Origin of the sequence: Bhargavaea ullalensis (genome assembly GCF_042432615.1) — a bacterium.
Classification (GTDB): Bacteria; Bacillota; Bacilli; order Bacillales_A; family Planococcaceae; genus Bhargavaea; species Bhargavaea ullalensis.
Window position 1 is genome coordinate 265869 of the sequence record NZ_JBHLWY010000042.1, and the last position, 16520, is coordinate 282388.

Below are 16520 nucleotides of genomic sequence, written 5' to 3' on the forward strand. Positions count from 1 at the left end.
ACAAACAGTATGGATGAACCGCCGGCAAAACATGCGTCGGGCGGAGTGCGGGTGAGTGTCGGGGACTCCGGCTGAATTAGAGGAACCGGACTCTTAGCGGCAGGAATCGGACTCTTAAAAGCGGGAATCGGTCTCTTAGAGAAGCGAATCGGTCTCTTAGCAAGCTGAATCGGTCTCTAAGCCGCAATCCCCCTTTGCAAGCAATCAAAAAGCTGCACGGCCGCGGCGGGAAGTCCGCCTGGCTGTGCAGCTTTCCTCATTTTTCTCTCTTAAGCGCCGGGTCCCTGGTTGACGACGCGGCCGACTGCCGCGCGTTCAAATTGGAGACGGGAGCCGTCCGAGCATTTCAGGAAAACGGTCGAGTCGTCGACGGCATCGATCGTGCCGTGAAGGCCGCCGATGGTCACGACTTCGTCGCCGCGTTTCAATTCAGATTGCATTTTTTGTGTTGTTTTCTGCCGCTTCTGCGCCGGGCGGATCAAGAAGAACCACATGACGGCGAACATGAGGATGAGCGGTGCAAGAGCTACTAATGTTTCCATTCATTCTCCCCCTTTCTTGCATGGTTTCAGTATACAGGGTTCAGAAGTTTTTTGCATTCGGTTTGTTATAGCCATACTGCTCAAAAAATTCTTCCCTGAAGTCTCCGAGGCGATCTTCGCGGATCGCCTGGCGGACCTGTTCCATCAGATGAAGCAGGAAATACAGGTTATGGTAAGAAGTGAGCCGGATACCGAACGATTCTTCCGCCTTGATGAGGTGGCGGATATAGGCGCGGCTGTAGTTTTTGCAGACGTGGCAGTCGCAGTTCGGATCGAGCGGGCCGAAGTCGCGGGCGAATTTCGCGTTGCGCACGACGAGCCGACCTTGGCTTGTCATGAGCGTGCCGTTTCGCGCAATGCGGGTCGGCAGGACGCAGTCGAACATGTCGACCCCGCGGATCGATCCGTCGATGAGCGCATCCGGCGAACCGACGCCCATCAGGTAGCGCGGCTTGTTTTCCGGAAGGAGCGGCGTCGTGAAGCCGAGCACTTCATTCATGACGTCCTTCGGCTCGCCGACGGACAGGCCGCCGATGGCATAGCCCGGAAAATCGAGCGACACGAGATCGGCCGCGCTTTGTTTGCGCAGCTCCTCGAATTCGCCGCCCTGCACGATGCCGAACAGCGCCTGGTCCTGCGGCCGGTCATGGGCCGCCAGACAGCGCTCCGCCCAGCGCGATGTGCGCTCGACGCTCGCCTTCATATAATCATGCGACGCCGGATAAGGCGGGCACTCGTCAAACGCCATCATGATGTCGGAGCCGAGAGCGTTCTGGATCTCCATCGACTTCTCGGGGCTCAGGAACAGCTTGCTGCCGTCGAGGTGGTGCCGGAAATGAACGCCTTCTTCTTCGATTTTTCGCATGTCACTCAGCGAAAACACCTGGAAGCCGCCGGAATCGGTGAGAATCGGCCGGTCCCAGTTCATGAACCGGTGAAGGCCGCCCGCTTCCTTGATGATGTCATGGCCGGGCCGCAGCCAAAGATGATACGTGTTGCTCAGGATGATGCCCGATCCGATTTCCTTGAGTTCTTCAGGCGACATCGTCTTCACGGTCGCCTGCGTGCCGACCGGCATGAACGCCGGTGTTTCAAATGAGCCGTGCGGCGTGTGGACGATGCCGAGGCGCGCGCCGGTCTGCTTGTCTTTCTTGATCAGTTCGTACGTGACTGCTGGAGTCATTCGGTTCTTCCTTTCCTGTTTGTCGGCTTGATGAACATCGCATCGCCGAAACTGAAAAATCGGTACCGCTCGTCCACGGCATGCCGGTAGGCGCTCAAAATCGCTTCACGGTCGGCGAGCGCGGAGACGAGCATGATGAGCGTCGACTTCGGCAAGTGGAAGTTCGTGATCAGGCCGTCGATCGCTTTGTATGGGTAGCCGGGATAAATGAAGATCGACGTCCATCCGCCCGACGCGACGATTTCCCCGCCGTGTTCGGAGGCGATCGTCTCGAGTGTCCGGGTCGATGTCGTGCCGACCGCGATGACTTTGCCGCCGGCCGCCTTCACCCGGCGGATCGACGACGCGGCATCTTCCGAAACACTGTAATACTCGGAGTGCATTTCATGCTCCTCGATTGAGTCGACGCTCACCGGGCGGAATGTGCCGAGACCGACGTGCAGCGTGATGAACACGATCTCCACACCCTTCTCACGGATCCGGTCCAACAGCTCCTCGGTGAAGTGAAGGCCGGCGGTCGGCGCAGCGGCGGATCCCCGTTCTTTCGCGAAGACGGTCTGGTAGCGGTCCTGATCGTCGAGTTTTTCATGGATGTACGGAGGCAGCGGCATCTCGCCGAGCCGGTCAAGCACTTCGTAGAAAATGCCGTCGTACTGGAATTTGAACGTCCGGCCCCCGTGATCGGAAACGCCCGTGCAGACTGCCTTCAGCAGGCCGTCGCCGAACGTGACGACCGTGCCGGGCTTCACCCGCTTCGCCGGCTTGGCGAGGGTTTCCCACTCATCATCACCTTTGTCGGTGAGGAGGAGCACTTCGATCGTCGCGCCCGTTTCCTCCTTTGTCCCGAGCAGGCGGGCGGGCAGCACTTTCGTATCGTTCAGGACGAGACAGTCGCCCGCTTCCAGGTAATCAAGTATGTCGGGGAACTGACGGTCCTCCACTTCCCCGGTTTCGCGGTCGACGACCATCAGTCGTGAGCCGGTCCGGTCCTTCAATGGGGTCTGGGCGATCAGTTCTTCCGGCAGGTCAAAATCGAAATCTTCGATGTTCATTTTTAATTCCTTCTTCCGTCTTCTGGCTCTTCGATGCCGAAGTGTTCGTATGCGGCGGACGTGGCCACACGCCCGCGCGGCGTCCGCTGCAGAAAACCGATCTGCAGCAGGTAAGGTTCGTACACGTCTTCGATCGTGGCCGATTCTTCGCCGATGCTGGCGGCAATCGTATCCAGGCCGACCGGGCCGCCGCGGAAGCGTTCGATCATCGACGTGAGAAGCTTGTGGTCGATGCTGTCAAGGCCGTGAGAGTCGACCTGGAGCATTTCGAGCGCTTCCTGTGCAATCGGCAACGTAATGTCGCCGGTTCCGCGCACCTGTGCGTAATCTCGTACGCGCTTGAGCAGCCGGTTGGCGATCCTTGGCGTGCCTCTTGAACGCATCGCAAGCTCTTCCGCCGCGTCCCGGTCGATCGGCGCGCCGAAAATGTCCGCGCTTCTGACGACAATCTCGGCAAGCGCCCTGCGGTCATAATAGTCAAGCCGGAGCGGCACGCCGAACCGGTCCCGCAGCGGCGCCGACAGCGAACCGGCGCGCGTCGTGGCGCCGATGAGCGTGAACGGCGGCAGGTCGAGCCGGATCGAGCGCGCCTCCGGGCCTTTGCCGACGACGATGTCGAGCGAAAAATCCTCCATCGCGGGATAGAGGACTTCCTCGATCGCCCGGCTGAGCCGGTGGATCTCGTCGATGAACAGCACATCACCCGGCTCTAGCGAAGACACGATCGCCGCCAGGTCACCCGGCCGCTCGATCGCCGGGCCGCTCGTCGTCCGGAAATTGACGCCCATCTCGTTCGCGATGACCGAGGCGAGCGTCGTCTTCCCAAGACCCGGCGGACCGTACAGCAGCACATGGTCAAGACATTCTTCCCGTCCCTTCGCCGCTTCAATGAAGATGCCGAGATTGTGCTTGACCCGGTCCTGGCCGATGTACTGGCCGAGCAGCTGAGGCCTCAGCGACTGCTCGAACCGTTCATCAAACGACGAGGCTTCCCCTGATATGACGCGTCCTTCCATGCCGGCACCTCCTGTTTTCCGGTTCTTCATTCATCCCCGGACAGCCGGGGTTCCATTCAACAGCCGGGCGGATTCACCCCTGCTTCAGCAGCAGCGCGAGCGCCCTCTTCATATAGCCTTCCGTGTCATGCTCCTCTTCCTCAAGGCGAGTGCGGATCTTGGCCAGTTCCCGTTCGGAGTAGCCGAGTGCGGCCAGTGCCAGCAGCGCTTCTTCCAGTTCATGGTTGGATCCGGACTGCGGCACGGTCTCTTCCGGATTGAACAACGACGGGCCTTCCGCAACGCCTTCGAGTTTGCCCTTCAGATCCAGGATGATCTGCCGGGCGGTCTTCTTTCCGACACCCGGGAACTTGACGAGGAACTTCTCGTCCTCGGACTCGATCGCCGCGACGACCTGTGCGGTCATGCCGCCGGCCAGGATGGCGAGTGCCCCCTTCGGCCCGACGCCGGTCACGGTGATGAGCTTCCGGAACAGCTCCCGGTCTTCCGCCGTCCGGAAGCCGAGCAGCTGCATGATGTCCTCCCGCACGTGGAGGTGCGTGAAGATCTGCTGCTCTTCGCTGCCCGAATGGAACGCATACGGATTCGGCGTCATGATCTGGTAGCCGATCCCGCCCTGCTCCACCGTGATGTACTCGGGCGTCACTCTCGTGATCTGCCCTTTTATGTAATCGTACAATCCGTTCTCCCCCTGTCACATCCTGTTGATTATAGCATATCTGTTCCCCTTTCCGCACCCCGGCAGGCATGCGCACACCTTCCGACGGGGCAATAAAAAACGGCACGGAGCGGGCCCCGGGCCTCTCCGTGCCGATGCATTCTGTTGTCTTACTTCCCCGACTGCGTCACCTGATAGCAGAGGGGGATCCAACGGGACAAGGCTTTTTCCGTGTAGCGGACGAGCCGTCCGGCAAGCACGGTCCGCTTCTCTTCTTCCAGCGACAGAAGGTACAGCCATTCCCGGAGGATTTCGTTCGGATACAGGATCAGGTCAAGCGATGATCTGGAAAGCCGGGCGAGCGACGGGTGTTCCCCCGCCAGGTAGTCGAAGTCGTAGCCGACATGCGGCAGCACACGGTGGATCCAGAGGGCGGTTTCCGTTCCCGGCGGTCCGGTGCAGGCAAGATCGAAATCGATGAGGACAAAGCGGCCGTCGTTCCCTTTCAGGAAGTTGTGGTGGACGACATCGCCGTGCAAAAGCGTGCACCCTTCATCGGGATCATAGGATTTGCGGATGGCTTTGAGCGCCTCTTCCGCATGGAATACCGTCGTCTCGAATGCCTGGCTGCCGATATACGGTTCGAGTTCCTTCCTTCTGCTCCGGAACCGCTCGAGCCGGTCTTCCCATTTGGCGATGAGCGGGTAGGATCTCATTCCCGGGACCGAGGTCCAGTCAAATACGGCGGACGTGGCATGGAGGGCTTTCAGGACCGCCAGCGTGCGCCCCCTCCCGCTTCTCGTTGCGTAATCCGCAGGCCGCGCCCCTTCCAGCCAGGGCTGGATGACCGTCCGTTCGTCCGCCGCCCCGATCACCGGGAGTGCATGGGCAAATCCGATCTTCTCCAGTTCTTTGTGGATGCGGCGGACTTTCGCTGCCACTTCATATGAATCGTATTTCTTCAGTGAGTATCCTTTCCCCGCGACATCCCATTTCCATACATTCGGCTTGATCTGTCTGAAGTTTCCGCCGGCGGCCATGGCCGGTCAGTAGCCTCCGTGATACGGCGTGCCGCACATGTGGCATGCATTCCAGCCATGCTGGTAAGGCATCCCGCATCCGTGGCATGCAGGCCATCCTCCGCTGTAAGGATGGGCGCCCATTGACGGATAGGCGGACGGCCAGTACGGCCAGGCGGCAGACTGTACGGCGTGCGGCACCTGAACCTGGTCCCCGCCGCATCCGCAGGTTGATTCGGCCGGCCCGTGTTGCATCGGCATCTCGCCGGCGCCCGCCAGGCGTTCAGGATAGTGCATCAGCGACGATTCGCAGGAAGTGGACTCCATGATCGTCCATCCGGTTTTTGGATACGGCGAACCCGGGAACGACGAAGACTCCATCCTCTGTCCCTGGCCGGCAATCGGCGGCGCGGACGGCGGTGCGGCAGGAGGCGTTTGCTCAGGTGATTCCGGATAGGCCGGCATCGGCTGCACCGGATATTGCGGCATCTGCTGGGCCGGATAATCATACATCGGGTATTGCGGCATTTGCTGAATCGGCATCTGCTGCATCGGCATCTGCATGTACGGCATCGCCATGTTCCAGTGGCCCGGCTGGCATTCCATGTCCCAGACCGGCATCCAGCAGCAGTTCATCGGCATGACCGGCATCATGGAGCACGCGCACGGCTGCTGCGGCATCGGCATTGGCATTGGCTTTTCAGGCGATTCTGTCGGACATTCCTGGACAGGAGGCGCCGGCGGAGCAGGCGGTGCCGGTGGCGGGGCAGGCGGTGCAGGCGGCGGTGGCGGCGGCAATGGCTTTTCCGCAGCCGGCGGCACGGCCGGCATTTCCGGCAGCTTCGGCGGGACCGGCGGTTTCATGGCCGGCGGCGGTGCCGGCTTCGTTTCTTTTTTCGGAGGAGCCGGATGCTTGGCCGGAGGCGGCGGAACCGGTTTCAGACCCGAAGACTCTGAAGCCGGCGGAACCCGCGTCGGTTTTTTCGGCTTGCCGTCCTTGTACGGGTGTTCCATCGGCTTCTCGCCCTTGCCTTTTTTCACGTGATCCGGCAGGAAAATCTTCATCCCGGGAACAATGTAGTCGGGATTCGCCAGATGGGCGTTCAGCCGTTTCACTTCTTCAAAGGGCACCCCGTACTGTCTGGAAATTTTCCAGAGGGTGTCCCCCTTCTGCACAATATGCACATGCATGCATGTTCCCCCTTCCATCGGTCTATCGTATGAACCCCCCATGGGCAATGACACCGAAACTTTGACATTGACGCAGTTCATCCTCAAAATAAGCTATGAATCAAGTGGGCGGAGTTATGACGGAAGGAGACCTGAATGTGCAAAAACGCAAGGGGGACGAGCGGCGCGAATGGCTGCTCGACAGACTGAAACAGGCGGACGGACCGGTGAAAGGCGCCGATCTGGCAAGGGAAGCAGGTGTGAGCCGCCAGGTGATCGTCGGGGATGTCACGCTGTTGAAAGCGCAGGACGAGCCGATCATCGCCACGAGTGCAGGCTATGTGTTCGGTGCATCGGCAGGAGCCGGCGGCCGGGCGCTGTTTGAAAAGAAGCTCGCCTGCCTTCATACGGCAGACGATACCGAAGACGAATTAAACGCGGTCGTCGACGCCGGCGCCGCCGTCCGCGACGTCACTGTCGAACACCCGGTGTACGGTGAACTGACGGCCAGCCTGATGGTCGCAAACCGGCACGACGTCCGTCAGTTTCTGGAGAGGGTCCGGGAAACCGATTCCCCGTACTTGCTGCAGCTCACCGGCGGCCCGCATCTCCACACCATCACCGCCGACAGCGAAGAAATCCTCAACCGCGCCGAACAAGCCCTGCGGGAGCAGGGGTTCCTGGCGGATGAGGACTGACCAATCCGGCGCGGAGTGCAGAGTGCGGATTTCGGAGTATGGCTGCTGAATTCGGAGTATGGACCGCAATTTCGGAGTATGGCTCTGGATTTCGGAGTATGGACCGCAATTTCGGAGTATGGCTCTGGATTTCGGAGTATGGACCGCAATTTCGGAGTATGGCCCCTGAATTCGGAGTATGGACCGCAATTTCGGAGTATGGCCCCTGAATTCGGAGTATGGACTGCAATTTCGGAGTATGGACCGCAATTTCGGAGTATGGACCGCAATTGCTCTCTCACGGCGGTCTTTAATCACAGCCAACAGAAAAAACCGGTCCTCCGCGTCAGCTGATGACGCGGGGGGCCGGTTTCTTTTCATACGTATGGTAGGTGCCGAGGGGTTTGACGACGCAACCGAGGGCGGCGAGTTCTTCGAGGGCCCCCCTCATCATGGGGGCGGCCATCGTTTCATCGACGTCGACGATGAAGAAGTAGTCGCCGAGGCCGGTTTTCATCGGCCGGGATTCGATCTTCGTCAGGTTGATCCGTCGCCAGGCGAACACAGACAGCACCTGGTGGAGCGCGCCGGACCGGTTGTCTTTCGGCAGGTTGATCATCAAGGTCGTTTTCGGCTTTTCGCTGCCGCCGGATGCGCCGAGCACGCCTTCCGTTTTCGTCAGGACGACAAAACGCGTCCGGTTGAAGTGGAAGTCATGGATGTTGTCCTGGACAATCGTCAGTCCATATTTTTCCGCAGCGAAACGGTTGCCGATCGCCCCGATGCGCCTGTCGGGATTTTCCGAAACGAAGCGCGCGGCGCCCGAGGTCGATGTCATTTCAATGAGCGGGACGCCCCGGAAACGATAGTGCAAATACTTGTGGCATTGCGCCAGCGCCTGCGGGTGGGAATGGATCGATTCGACCTGTTCCCATTTTTCCGCCTGTGCCGGGTGCATCATCAGGTTTTGCTCAATCGGCGAAAGGATTTCCGCCGCTATGTAAAGCTCCGCCTCGTGATACAGATAATCCACTGTCAGCGAGACGGCCCCCTCCAGCGCGTTTTCGATCGGAACGACGGCATAATCCGCCCTTCCTTCCGATACGGCTTCGATCGCTTCTGGAATGGTCGTGTGGGGAATGAGCCACTCCCCGTGGAACAGGCCGTCCGACGCGAGGTGCGTGAACGACGCCTCCGGTCCGAGATAAGCCACGCGGATCGGTTCTTTTTCCATGGTTGATTGCCCCCTTTCAAAAGGCTCCGGAACTGACGACGTCCGCCGACTCGACGAACGCCAGCCGTTTGAGCGACTGGAGGAACGCGTTCAGCTCCATCGTCATTTCCGTCACGTCCAGCGACAGTGTGACATTCGCCCGTCCCTGGATCGGAATGGTCTGGTGGATCGTCAGCACGTTGCATTTCGCATCCGACACGGTTTTCAGCAGCTCTGCGAGCGAACCTTCCCGGTCTTCCAGCTGGAGGAAGATCGTCAATATCCGTTCCTGCACGACAGAGTGGAATGGGAAGACGGTATCGCGGTATTTATAAAATGCGCTGCGGGACAGGCCGACCCGCTTGACCGCATCCCAGATGGTGGATTCCTCGCCGTTTTGCAAAAGGCGCTTCGCCTCCAGTGTCTTTTGCATGGATTCCGTCAACACGTCTTCCCTGACGAGAAAATAGCTTTCTTCCGAAACATCTTTCACGTGGCTCAGCTCTCCTTCCGCGGCCCGGAAATATGCCGGACCGCCTGCCGGGAATCATTCCCTGCACGGCCGGTCCGGCTCATTTCTTCATTCCACGAATTCAAATTCGTAGTCCATGATGCGGACTGCATCCCCGTTCGTCACGCCGCGCTGCCGGAGGGCATCGTCCACGCCCATGCCCCGCAGCTGGCGTCCGAAGCGGCGGACGGATTCTTCGCGGCTGAAGTCGGTCATCTTGAACAGCCGCTCGATGCCCGCGCCCTTCACAACGTAGGCTCCGTCGTCATCGCGCGCAATCGTGAAGTCCTCTTTCTCGCCTTCAAACTTATAAAGGACGTGGCGGGATTCTTCCACTTCGGCCGGATCATGCAGCGGGAATTCCGGTGTTTCATCCAGCAGGTCCGCAACCGCGTACAGCAGCTCGGCAAGACCCTGGCGCGTGACCGCGGAGATCGGATGGATCTTCACGTTTTCCGGCACCCGTTCCTTGAACTCGGCGAGATTAATCTCGGAGTCCGGCATGTCCATCTTGTTCGCGACAATGATCTGCGGCCGCTCTGTGAGACGGAGGTTGTACTGTTCGAGTTCTTCGTTGATCGTCACCCAGTCGTCGTAAGGATCCCGGCCTTCCATGCCGGACATGTCGATCACATGGACAATGACCCGCGTCCGCTCGATATGGCGGAGGAACTGGTGGCCGAGCCCGACGCCTTCGGAGGCGCCTTCGATCAGCCCCGGAAGGTCCGCCATGACGAAGCTGCGTCCGTCGCCGACATCGACGACGCCGAGATTCGGCACGATTGTCGTGAAATGATAATCGCCGATCTTCGGCTTGGCCGCCGAGACGACCGACAGCAGCGTTGATTTGCCGACGCTCGGGAATCCGACAAGTCCGACATCCGCAAGCACTTTCAGTTCGAGAACGACTTCCAGCTCATAGCCCGGCTCCCCCTTCTCCGAAAGTTCCGGAGCCGGATTGGACGGTGTCGCGAACCGGATATTGCCGCGCCCGCCGCGGCCGCCTTTGGCGATGACCGCACGCTGCCCGTCTTCGGTCAGATCCGCAATGACCGCGCCGCTTTCAGCCTCCGTCACGACGGTGCCGGGCGGAACCCGGACAATCATCGCCTGGGCGTTTTTCCCGTGTTTGCTTTTGCTCATGCCGTGCTCGCCGCGCGGGGCCTTGAAGTGTTTCTGGTAGCGGAAGTCCATCAGCGTGCGGAGGCCTTCGTCCACTTCAAAGATGACGTCCGCCCCGTTCCCGCCGTCGCCGCCGGCCGGTCCGCCGTTCGGCACATATTTCTCGCGGCGGAATGCGACCATTCCGTCGCCTCCGTCTCCGCCTTTAACATAGATCTTTACGTGATCGACAAACATCAGCGATCCACCTTCCTTCCTGCAACAATCAGTTTCAGTCCTTCTTCAGAAGAAGTCAGTTCCGTTTCAAAGGGTGCGTTCTCCCCGGCATCCGGCAGGCCGGCATCCAGGTCAAACGGACCCGACAGATTGAATTCGAGCAGCCAGCCGGGCTCCCGCGATTCCACATGGATCTCCGCCCGGTATTCCGCATACGGGCTGAGCCCCTCCGACAGGGCGCCGAACAGTTCTTCAAGATAACGTTCGACCCACAGATCCGATTCGGGATTCCCCGGGCTTTCAATTTCCACGCTCAGGGACTGTTCGTATTCCGGGTGCCGCCAGCCGAACGTGAGGAGCCACGCGGCCGTCGCCGGCATGCCGAGCGCACCGAGCATCGATTCCCGCCGGCCCTTTTCCACCGCTTCATCGATCGTCCGGCGCACACTGTCCTCCATGCCGAGGTCCAGCTGCATCCGGATCAGATGAAGCGTGTTCATCTGGTCGTGGCGGGCATGCCGCAATAACTCCTGGGCCCTCATCCTGCCTTCCATGCGCACCCCTCCGTCTCTCAAATCGTGTTCATTCCATACGTACAGTATACCATTCCCTCCCCCTCCCGTTTCAAGACGGAGGAGGACAGTCCGGTTTGACCGGAATAAAAAAAGCGGGCCGCATGTCACCATGCAGCCCGCCGCAGCCGGATTACGCTTCTTGCGCAGCCGGGTATACGCTCACTTTTTTCTTGTCGCGGCCGAGACGCTCAAAGCGCACGACGCCGTCAACTTTTGCAAAGAGAGTATCGTCTCCCCCGCGGCCCACGTTCTCGCCCGGGTGGATTTTCGTTCCGCGCTGGCGGTACAGGATGGAACCGCCGGAAACGAACTGGCCGTCCGCGCGCTTCGCGCCAAGGCGCTTCGCTTCGGAGTCACGTCCGTTCTTCGTGGAACCTACCCCTTTTTTCGATGCGAAAAACTGGAGATCCAAACGTAGCATTAAGTCCACCTCCTATCGGTTGATCGTTAATCGGATATGTTCGCCATAGTCCCGTTCAATCGTCTGCAATGAAACGACCATTGATCTCATGATGAGCTGGACGGCCTCGTCGTCTTCGGATTCGGGGAATGAAACGGACAGATAGCCGCCGTCTTCCCCCTGCTCCACGCCGGGCTCCGTTCCGGTCAGCTCGTACACCGAGTTCACGGCGCCGAACGACACGGCCGAAGCCGCCGCACAGACAAGGTCCTTTCCGTGCTCCGCGAAATCCGCGTGGCCGGACATCTCGAACGAGGTGATCCGGCCGCCGGGTGTTTCATTCACGATGACTTCAATCACGGCTGCCCCTTACAGGTTGATGCCGTCGATGACGACTTTCGTGTACGGTTGACGGTGGCCTTGTTTTTTACGGTAGTTTTTACGGCGCTTGTATTTGAATACAACGATTTTCTTGCCGCGGCCGTGTTTTGCGATTTTACCTGTTACGGTAGCGCCTTCCACGAATGGAGCTCCGACTTTCACGTCGTCTCCGCCAACGAACAATACTTTGTCGAATGTGATCGTTTCATCAACGTCACCTGCGAGCTTTTCGATGTAGATCTCCTGGCCCGCTTCAACTTTCACTTGCTTGCCGCCTGTTTCAATGATTGCGTACATGCCTGCACCTCCTCTTGGACTAAGACTCGCCCTTCAAGGCGATCCGGTTGCCGGATGCTTACATAACCTTGTCGGTGCGGTTGTAGCACGGGTGCGCTACAAACCAACATATGAATATTACCATAGACGAAGAGCGCGGTCAATGGACAGGCTAATATTTTCCGTGCAGCCGCTCCACCGCCCGCTCATATTTCCGGAACCGCCAGTGACGGAGGTTTTGGATGAATAAAAAAAAGGATAAAAACACATACGGGGCGGATCCCGGAAGATGAAGAAGCGCCGCGGTGCCGGCCGCCGCAGCGAAAACCATCGAAGCGAGGATGAGCCGGAACTTGATCTGCGGCAGGAGAATATCAAGCGCCCGGCCCCCGTCGAGCGGCAGGACCGGGAGCAGATTGAGGCAGAGCAGGATGAGCTGGACGGAAATGATGAGCGGCTGGCCCGGCACCGGAAACCCCATCGCCAGGATGAGGAGGATGCCCGTCGCAACCGGCCCGCCGGCCACGATGAACAGCCTGTCCTTTTTCGGCAGGCGGGCAAACAGCGGAATATCGATTTCCCCGCCGTAGGGCGTGATCGTGCAGCGGCGCACCGCTGCCCGGACCATCCTGGCCGCCAGCAGATGACCGGCTTCATGAACAAGCAGCGATCCGAGGATGACGGCATACACGGAAATGTTTCCGGTCGCGATGATCGCCAGCAGGAACGGGACCATGACCGGATGCAGCCGGATCATCGGCGCGCGGAGAAAGGGGCGCACCGGATCCGGACCGGTCCCGGTCGAGTTTGCGGCAGAAAGGCCGGTGATCGGAGCCGCGCGCCGGGTCAGCCTTCTCCGTTCGCTTTTCGCTGTTGCGCCAGCCACTCTTTCACTCCTTCGGCATCCAGCATCTGTCCGTCCTGCTCCACCCCGAGGAACATCGCCCCCGTTTCCAGCTCTGCAATCGCCTGACCGTTGCCGACCGCCGTGTACGGAAGCGTGAGGAATTTCCCGACAAACCCGTACGTGACCGTGTCCCCGTCATCATACAGCACCGTCACCGTCTTGCCGGTCTGGCGCGTGTGCCCGGTATAGATGACGAGCCCGTCCCCTTTTGCCGTCACCGGCACCGATGCATTGTACGACAGCAGCACGCCCTCGCGGAACGGCTGCAGCGTGGAAAACCGCGCGATCGGCGGCTCCTCCCCGTCCGCCGACACCGGGATCGCCCGCTCCGGACGCCCGTCCTCGACAAACGACATCACCCACTTCTTCATGACGACCAGCTCCTCGCCCGACCGGACCAGATGCGTGATCTGCGTCTTCATCACTTCATGCTCCTCCAGCTTCGCAACCCCGAACAACACGCCCGTGATCACGATCGCCGCAATCCACTTATCCCGCCACTTCATCGCACCCACCCCGATGTTTGTTTTTTCTACTATATGAGCATTGGGGCGGGGTGATGAGTGAGTTAATAGTTTAAGCCGGGGCGATTGAGAATAAGGCTTATGGATGACGGGTGATCTGGCTGCGATTTCTTCCCTGTAAGTGCGAAACCGTCGCTCTAAGTGCGAATTCTCTCCTGTAAGTGCGAAACCGTCGCTCTAAGTGCGAATTCTCTCCTGTAAGTGCGAATCCCTCGCTCTAAGTGCGAATTCTCTCCTGTATGTGCGAAACCGTCGCTCTAAGTGCGAATTCTCTCCTGTAAGTGCGAAACCGTCGCTCTAAGTGCGAATTCTCTCCTGTAAGTGCGAATCCCTCGCTCTAAGTGCGAATTCTCTCCTGTAAGTGCGAAACCGTCGCTCTAAGTGCGAATTCTCTCCTGTAAGTGCGAAACCGTCGCTCTAAGTGCGAATCTTCCCCTTGTAAGTGCGAATCCCTCTCGCTCTAAGTGCTTTTCGAGCTTCTTCATCGCTTATACATGAGATAGTTAATATATGGGGTCAGGCGATGCTTCTCCTCGGGGATTTTATAGGTTCTATAGCGCTTTTGATCAAAGGGCGCATAATCATTTAAAAGTCTAAGGGCGACAAACCTCGATTCCACTGCCAAAAAACCACATCGCCTGTTTTACCGTGATTTTGTCACCAAACAAAATCCGAAACTCCTGCAGGGCAGTAAGATGCGCTTCTTTTGAAGGGCTGCCGCAACCATGACAGATCCAGCGGCCGTGGATTCTTCCCATCCCCAGCAGATGACACTCCGGGCAGCGGACGCCGACCGAAAGATCCGACCAGATGAGGCCGTACCAGCGGAAGTAGTTGTCGCGTTTCTGGAATGAAGAGCCGGACAACTGCTGCTCGATGCTCCTCAGGCTGCCGGCAGAAAGAATCGGCCGGTTTTCCGCTTCCAATTTCTCTAGATGCAAAGGCAGGCGGTCGACGGTCAGGGCGGGACGGGTGATCGGCGCCTGCTGAAGGAGTCCGTTGTAGGAGGCGAGAATAATGGCTCCCTGGACGGGCACCGGGAATCCGGCCGACGCCAGAAATGTTTCCAGTGCGCCGATCGCGCGGTTCAGCTGGTCTTCGGGATTTCGCATGCCTTCCCGCTTGCCGCCCTTGATCCGGTAGAACTGGCCGCTTTCATTGTCAAAGTACAGCTCGCCGGTCACGTTCTTCACTTCCGCCACCAGAACAAATGACGGATGCAGGACGAGCGTATCCACCTGGACGGATCTTCCGGCACCCGGAACATCCACATCCTTCAATACAATCGGCCGCTCCCTCAACTTCGCTTCCGACAAGAAGAAATCCGCACGCTTCTCTCCCGCGAATCCTGAAATCCGGTTGGCGCAGTCCTCTTTGATCCGGCCGCTGCTCTCGTGCTCCTTCGGCACACGCGAAGCGAGCACGGCCAGCGCGAGAAGCCGCTCTGGCATTCCCCTTTTCCGCTTAACTTCCATTTTTCCCCATCCCCTTCTCCACAAAAATAAAAGACCCCCGCCGCATGCTCAAAAAGCATGCGATGGGGGTCGCAATCCACTCACACTATTCAAAAATCATTTCCCGGGAAACCCTGGTCACTTCGAGAACAAAGACTTCAGCCGGCCGAAAAAGCCTTTCGGTTTGTCGTTCATCGACATGAGCGGGACGGATTCGCCGAGGATCCGGCGGGCGATGTTGCGGTAGCCGATCGCGGCCCGGTTGGAAGGATCCATGACGACGGGTTCGCCTTTATTCGAAGAAGAGATGACGTTTTCGTCGTCGAGGACGATGCCGAGCAGGTCGATCGACAGGTGGGTCGTGATATCGTTGACGTCGAGCGCTTCGCCGGTGTCCATGAGATGGCGGCGGATCCGGTTGATGATGAGTTTCGGAGGCTCGATGCCTTCTTCCTGCTCAAGCAGGCCGATGATGCGGTCGGCGTCGCGGACGGCCGAAATTTCCGGGGTCGTGACGACGATGGCGCGGTCGGCTCCTGCGACGGCGTTTTTATAGCCCTGTTCGATGCCGGCCGGGCAGTCGATCAGGATAAAGTCATACTCGCGCTTGAGTTCGGTCACGAGTTCTTTCATCTGCTCGGGCGAGACGGCGAGTTTGTCGGTCGTCTGGGCGGCGGGCAGCAGGAAGAGCCGGTCGTCGAACCGCTTGTCCTTGACGAGCGCCTGGTTCACGCGGCAGCGGCCTTCGACGACGTCGACGAGATCATAGATGATCCGGTTCTCGAGTCCGAGGACGACGTCCAGGTTGCGCAGGCCGATGTCGGTGTCGATGAGGCACACTTTCTTGCCTTGAAGGGCCAATGCAGTCCCAAGGTTGGCGGTCGTCGTCGTCTTGCCGACGCCCCCCTTCCCTGATGTTACTACGATTGCTTCTCCCACATTAGCTTCCTCCCTTGAATGTAGATAGGTTCGGCCTGAGGTTGCGCAGTTCCTGCAGGCGGTCGATGGCGATGAAGCCGTTTTGATGGATATAGGCGCACTCCATCTCCGGGCGTTCGGACAGGACGGTCAGTTCGTCCGTCATCGTTTCGATTTTATCGGCGATCATGAGATGGGTCGCCTCCAGCCAAGAGGCGGCGATCACTGCGTCAAGATTGCCGCCCGCGCCGGCGTGGGCGATGCCCTTCAGCCGGCCGAGCACGAATATATTGCCGTTCGCGATGGCCTTTCCGTTCGGGTTCACGTCCCCGATGATCACGAGGTCGCCGTCCGCCCTGACGATCTGTCCGGAGCGGACGATGCCGACATAGGTCTCCGACTGGCTTTCAATGATCCGACGGTTGCATTCCTCCATGCGGATCACATCACTCTGCACTTTCGAAACGCGGAGATGGGGCGACTCCTGAACAATGCCGATCAGCTCCTTCACCTGGTCGTCGGTGCAATACCGGTTTCCGAGGTGGAGCTGGACTTCCGCCATTCCCTCGAGTGCCTCCTCCCCGACTTTCTGTCCCAGTTCGCCGAGCAGGTCGGCGTAGGAACATTGGTCATCAAGGCGCAGCACGAGGCCCGACTTCGTCCCTTTGATCATGACCAGCTGCTTTTTCGTCAATTGCGTCACCCC

The 16520-nt window shown here is 59.2% G+C and carries 20 protein-coding genes and 1 other annotated feature; of the genes, 1 reads left to right on the forward strand and 19 read right to left on the reverse strand.

Annotation, left to right across the window (positions count from 1 at the left end; translation table 11 throughout):
* Nucleotides 1-269: 269 nt before the first annotated feature.
* The 7 genes from yajC to ACFFIY_RS11430 form a co-directional block, all read right to left on the reverse strand.
* A complete protein-coding gene (gene yajC / locus ACFFIY_RS11400) occupies nt 270-542 on the reverse strand; it encodes a preprotein translocase subunit YajC (protein WP_354195084.1) in 273 nt (90 codons plus the stop codon).
* Between the two features lie 40 nt (nt 543-582).
* A complete protein-coding gene (gene tgt, locus ACFFIY_RS11405; RefSeq protein ID WP_354195082.1) occupies nt 583-1725 on the reverse strand; it encodes a tRNA guanosine(34) transglycosylase Tgt in 1143 nt (380 codons plus the stop codon).
* Entirely contained in the window at nt 1722-2777 is a 1056-nt protein-coding gene (gene queA / locus ACFFIY_RS11410; protein ID WP_354195080.1) for a tRNA preQ1(34) S-adenosylmethionine ribosyltransferase-isomerase QueA, read from the reverse strand. Before queA ends, tgt begins: the two co-directional genes overlap by 4 nt.
* 2 nt (nt 2778-2779) lie before the next feature.
* On the reverse strand, nt 2780-3793 hold the full coding sequence (gene ruvB / locus ACFFIY_RS11415; RefSeq protein ID WP_354195078.1) for a Holliday junction branch migration DNA helicase RuvB: 1014 nt from the start codon (nt 3791-3793) through the stop codon (nt 2780-2782).
* A gap of 73 nt (nt 3794-3866) precedes the next feature.
* Nucleotides 3867-4472, reverse strand: coding sequence for a Holliday junction branch migration protein RuvA (gene ruvA, locus ACFFIY_RS11420; protein ID WP_354195076.1), 606 nt, complete (start codon nt 4470-4472; stop codon nt 3867-3869).
* 149 nt (nt 4473-4621) lie between these two features.
* Nucleotides 4622-5491, reverse strand: coding sequence for a phosphotransferase (locus tag ACFFIY_RS11425; RefSeq protein WP_354195074.1), 870 nt, complete (start codon nt 5489-5491; stop codon nt 4622-4624).
* A gap of 6 nt (nt 5492-5497) precedes the next feature.
* Nucleotides 5498-6661, reverse strand: coding sequence for a LysM peptidoglycan-binding domain-containing protein (locus tag ACFFIY_RS11430; protein ID WP_354195072.1), 1164 nt, complete (start codon nt 6659-6661; stop codon nt 5498-5500).
* A gap of 137 nt (nt 6662-6798) precedes the next feature.
* Between ACFFIY_RS11430 and ACFFIY_RS11435 the strand changes: the two genes are divergently transcribed.
* Entirely contained in the window at nt 6799-7338 is a 540-nt protein-coding gene (locus ACFFIY_RS11435; RefSeq protein ID WP_354195070.1) for a transcription repressor NadR, read from the forward strand.
* A gap of 325 nt (nt 7339-7663) precedes the next feature.
* On the opposite strand, the gene pheA is transcribed toward ACFFIY_RS11435, so the two are convergent.
* The 12 genes from pheA to minC all read right to left on the reverse strand — a co-directional run bounded on the left by pheA (nt 7664) and on the right by minC (nt 16508).
* Nucleotides 7664-8551 (reverse strand): prephenate dehydratase, encoded by an 888-nt coding sequence (gene pheA, locus ACFFIY_RS11440; protein ID WP_354195068.1) that lies wholly within the window; start codon nt 8549-8551, stop codon nt 7664-7666.
* A gap of 16 nt (nt 8552-8567) precedes the next feature.
* On the reverse strand, nt 8568-9023 hold the full coding sequence (gene thrR / locus ACFFIY_RS11445; RefSeq protein WP_354195066.1) for a transcriptional regulator ThrR: 456 nt from the start codon (nt 9021-9023) through the stop codon (nt 8568-8570).
* An 87-nt stretch (nt 9024-9110) separates the two neighbouring features.
* The gene (gene obgE, locus ACFFIY_RS11450) at nt 9111-10400 is read right to left on the reverse strand and encodes a GTPase ObgE (protein WP_354195064.1); all 1290 of its coding nucleotides are present in this window, start codon (nt 10398-10400) and stop codon (nt 9111-9113) included.
* On the reverse strand, nt 10400-10933 hold the full coding sequence (locus ACFFIY_RS11455) for a Spo0B domain-containing protein (RefSeq protein ID WP_354195062.1): 534 nt from the start codon (nt 10931-10933) through the stop codon (nt 10400-10402). The genes obgE and ACFFIY_RS11455 overlap by 1 nt, the downstream gene beginning before the upstream one ends.
* A 151-nt stretch (nt 10934-11084) precedes the next feature.
* Nucleotides 11085-11375, reverse strand: coding sequence for a 50S ribosomal protein L27 (gene rpmA / locus ACFFIY_RS11460; RefSeq protein ID WP_354195060.1), 291 nt, complete (start codon nt 11373-11375; stop codon nt 11085-11087).
* Nucleotides 11376-11387: 12 nt separating this feature from the next.
* Complete coding sequence (locus ACFFIY_RS11465) at nt 11388-11714, reverse strand: ribosomal-processing cysteine protease Prp (protein WP_354195058.1); 327 nt, start codon at nt 11712-11714, stop codon at nt 11388-11390.
* Nucleotides 11715-11723: 9 nt separating this feature from the next.
* Nucleotides 11724-12032 carry a 50S ribosomal protein L21 gene (gene rplU, locus ACFFIY_RS11470; RefSeq protein ID WP_008299799.1) on the reverse strand — a complete coding sequence of 103 codons (309 nt, stop codon included), beginning with the start codon at nt 12030-12032 and terminating at the stop codon, nt 11724-11726.
* 12 nt (nt 12033-12044) lie between these two features.
* Nucleotides 12045-12124, reverse strand: a sequence feature (ribosomal protein L21 leader region).
* A gap of 59 nt (nt 12125-12183) precedes the next feature.
* Nucleotides 12184-12897, reverse strand: coding sequence for a site-2 protease family protein (locus ACFFIY_RS11475; RefSeq protein ID WP_354195055.1), 714 nt, complete (start codon nt 12895-12897; stop codon nt 12184-12186).
* Entirely contained in the window at nt 12858-13424 is a 567-nt protein-coding gene (locus ACFFIY_RS11480) for a peptidoglycan DD-metalloendopeptidase family protein (RefSeq protein ID WP_354195053.1), read from the reverse strand. The genes ACFFIY_RS11475 and ACFFIY_RS11480 overlap by 40 nt, the downstream gene beginning before the upstream one ends.
* A gap of 611 nt (nt 13425-14035) precedes the next feature.
* Complete coding sequence (locus tag ACFFIY_RS11485; protein ID WP_354195051.1) at nt 14036-14893, reverse strand: nuclease-related domain-containing protein; 858 nt, start codon at nt 14891-14893, stop codon at nt 14036-14038.
* 141 nt (nt 14894-15034) lie between these two features.
* The gene (gene minD / locus ACFFIY_RS11490) at nt 15035-15835 is read right to left on the reverse strand and encodes a septum site-determining protein MinD (RefSeq protein WP_354195049.1); all 801 of its coding nucleotides are present in this window, start codon (nt 15833-15835) and stop codon (nt 15035-15037) included.
* Between the two features lies 1 nt (nt 15836).
* Nucleotides 15837-16508, reverse strand: coding sequence for a septum site-determining protein MinC (minC, locus tag ACFFIY_RS11495; RefSeq protein WP_354195572.1), 672 nt, complete (start codon nt 16506-16508; stop codon nt 15837-15839).
* Between the last annotated feature and the right edge of the window lie 12 nt (nt 16509-16520).

Bases quoted from the DNA above. Each gene is read 5' to 3' on its own strand.
- ACFFIY_RS11455 (WP_354195062.1), bottom strand. From the start codon at position 10,933: ATGGAAGGCAGGATGAGGGCCCAGGAGTTATTGCGGCATGCCCGCCAC.
- yajC (WP_354195084.1), bottom strand. From the start codon at position 542: ATGGAAACATTAGTAGCTCTTGCACCGCTCATCCTCATGTTCGCCGTC.
- rpmA (WP_354195060.1), bottom strand. From the start codon at position 11,375: ATGCTACGTTTGGATCTCCAGTTTTTCGCATCGAAAAAAGGGGTAGGT.
- ACFFIY_RS11480 (WP_354195053.1), bottom strand. From the start codon at position 13,424: ATGAAGTGGCGGGATAAGTGGATTGCGGCGATCGTGATCACGGGCGTG.
- rplU (WP_008299799.1), bottom strand. From the start codon at position 12,032: ATGTACGCAATCATTGAAACAGGCGGCAAGCAAGTGAAAGTTGAAGCG.
- ACFFIY_RS11430 (WP_354195072.1), bottom strand. From the start codon at position 6,661: ATGCATGTGCATATTGTGCAGAAGGGGGACACCCTCTGGAAAATTTCC.
- tgt (WP_354195082.1), bottom strand. From the start codon at position 1,725: ATGACTCCAGCAGTCACGTACGAACTGATCAAGAAAGACAAGCAGACC.
- ACFFIY_RS11485 (WP_354195051.1), bottom strand. From the start codon at position 14,893: ATGCCAGAGCGGCTTCTCGCGCTGGCCGTGCTCGCTTCGCGTGTGCCG.
- ACFFIY_RS11425 (WP_354195074.1), bottom strand. From the start codon at position 5,491: ATGGCCGCCGGCGGAAACTTCAGACAGATCAAGCCGAATGTATGGAAA.
- pheA (WP_354195068.1), bottom strand. From the start codon at position 8,551: ATGGAAAAAGAACCGATCCGCGTGGCTTATCTCGGACCGGAGGCGTCG.
- ruvB (WP_354195078.1), bottom strand. From the start codon at position 3,793: ATGGAAGGACGCGTCATATCAGGGGAAGCCTCGTCGTTTGATGAACGG.
- obgE (WP_354195064.1), bottom strand. From the start codon at position 10,400: ATGTTTGTCGATCACGTAAAGATCTATGTTAAAGGCGGAGACGGAGGC.
- queA (WP_354195080.1), bottom strand. From the start codon at position 2,777: ATGAACATCGAAGATTTCGATTTTGACCTGCCGGAAGAACTGATCGCC.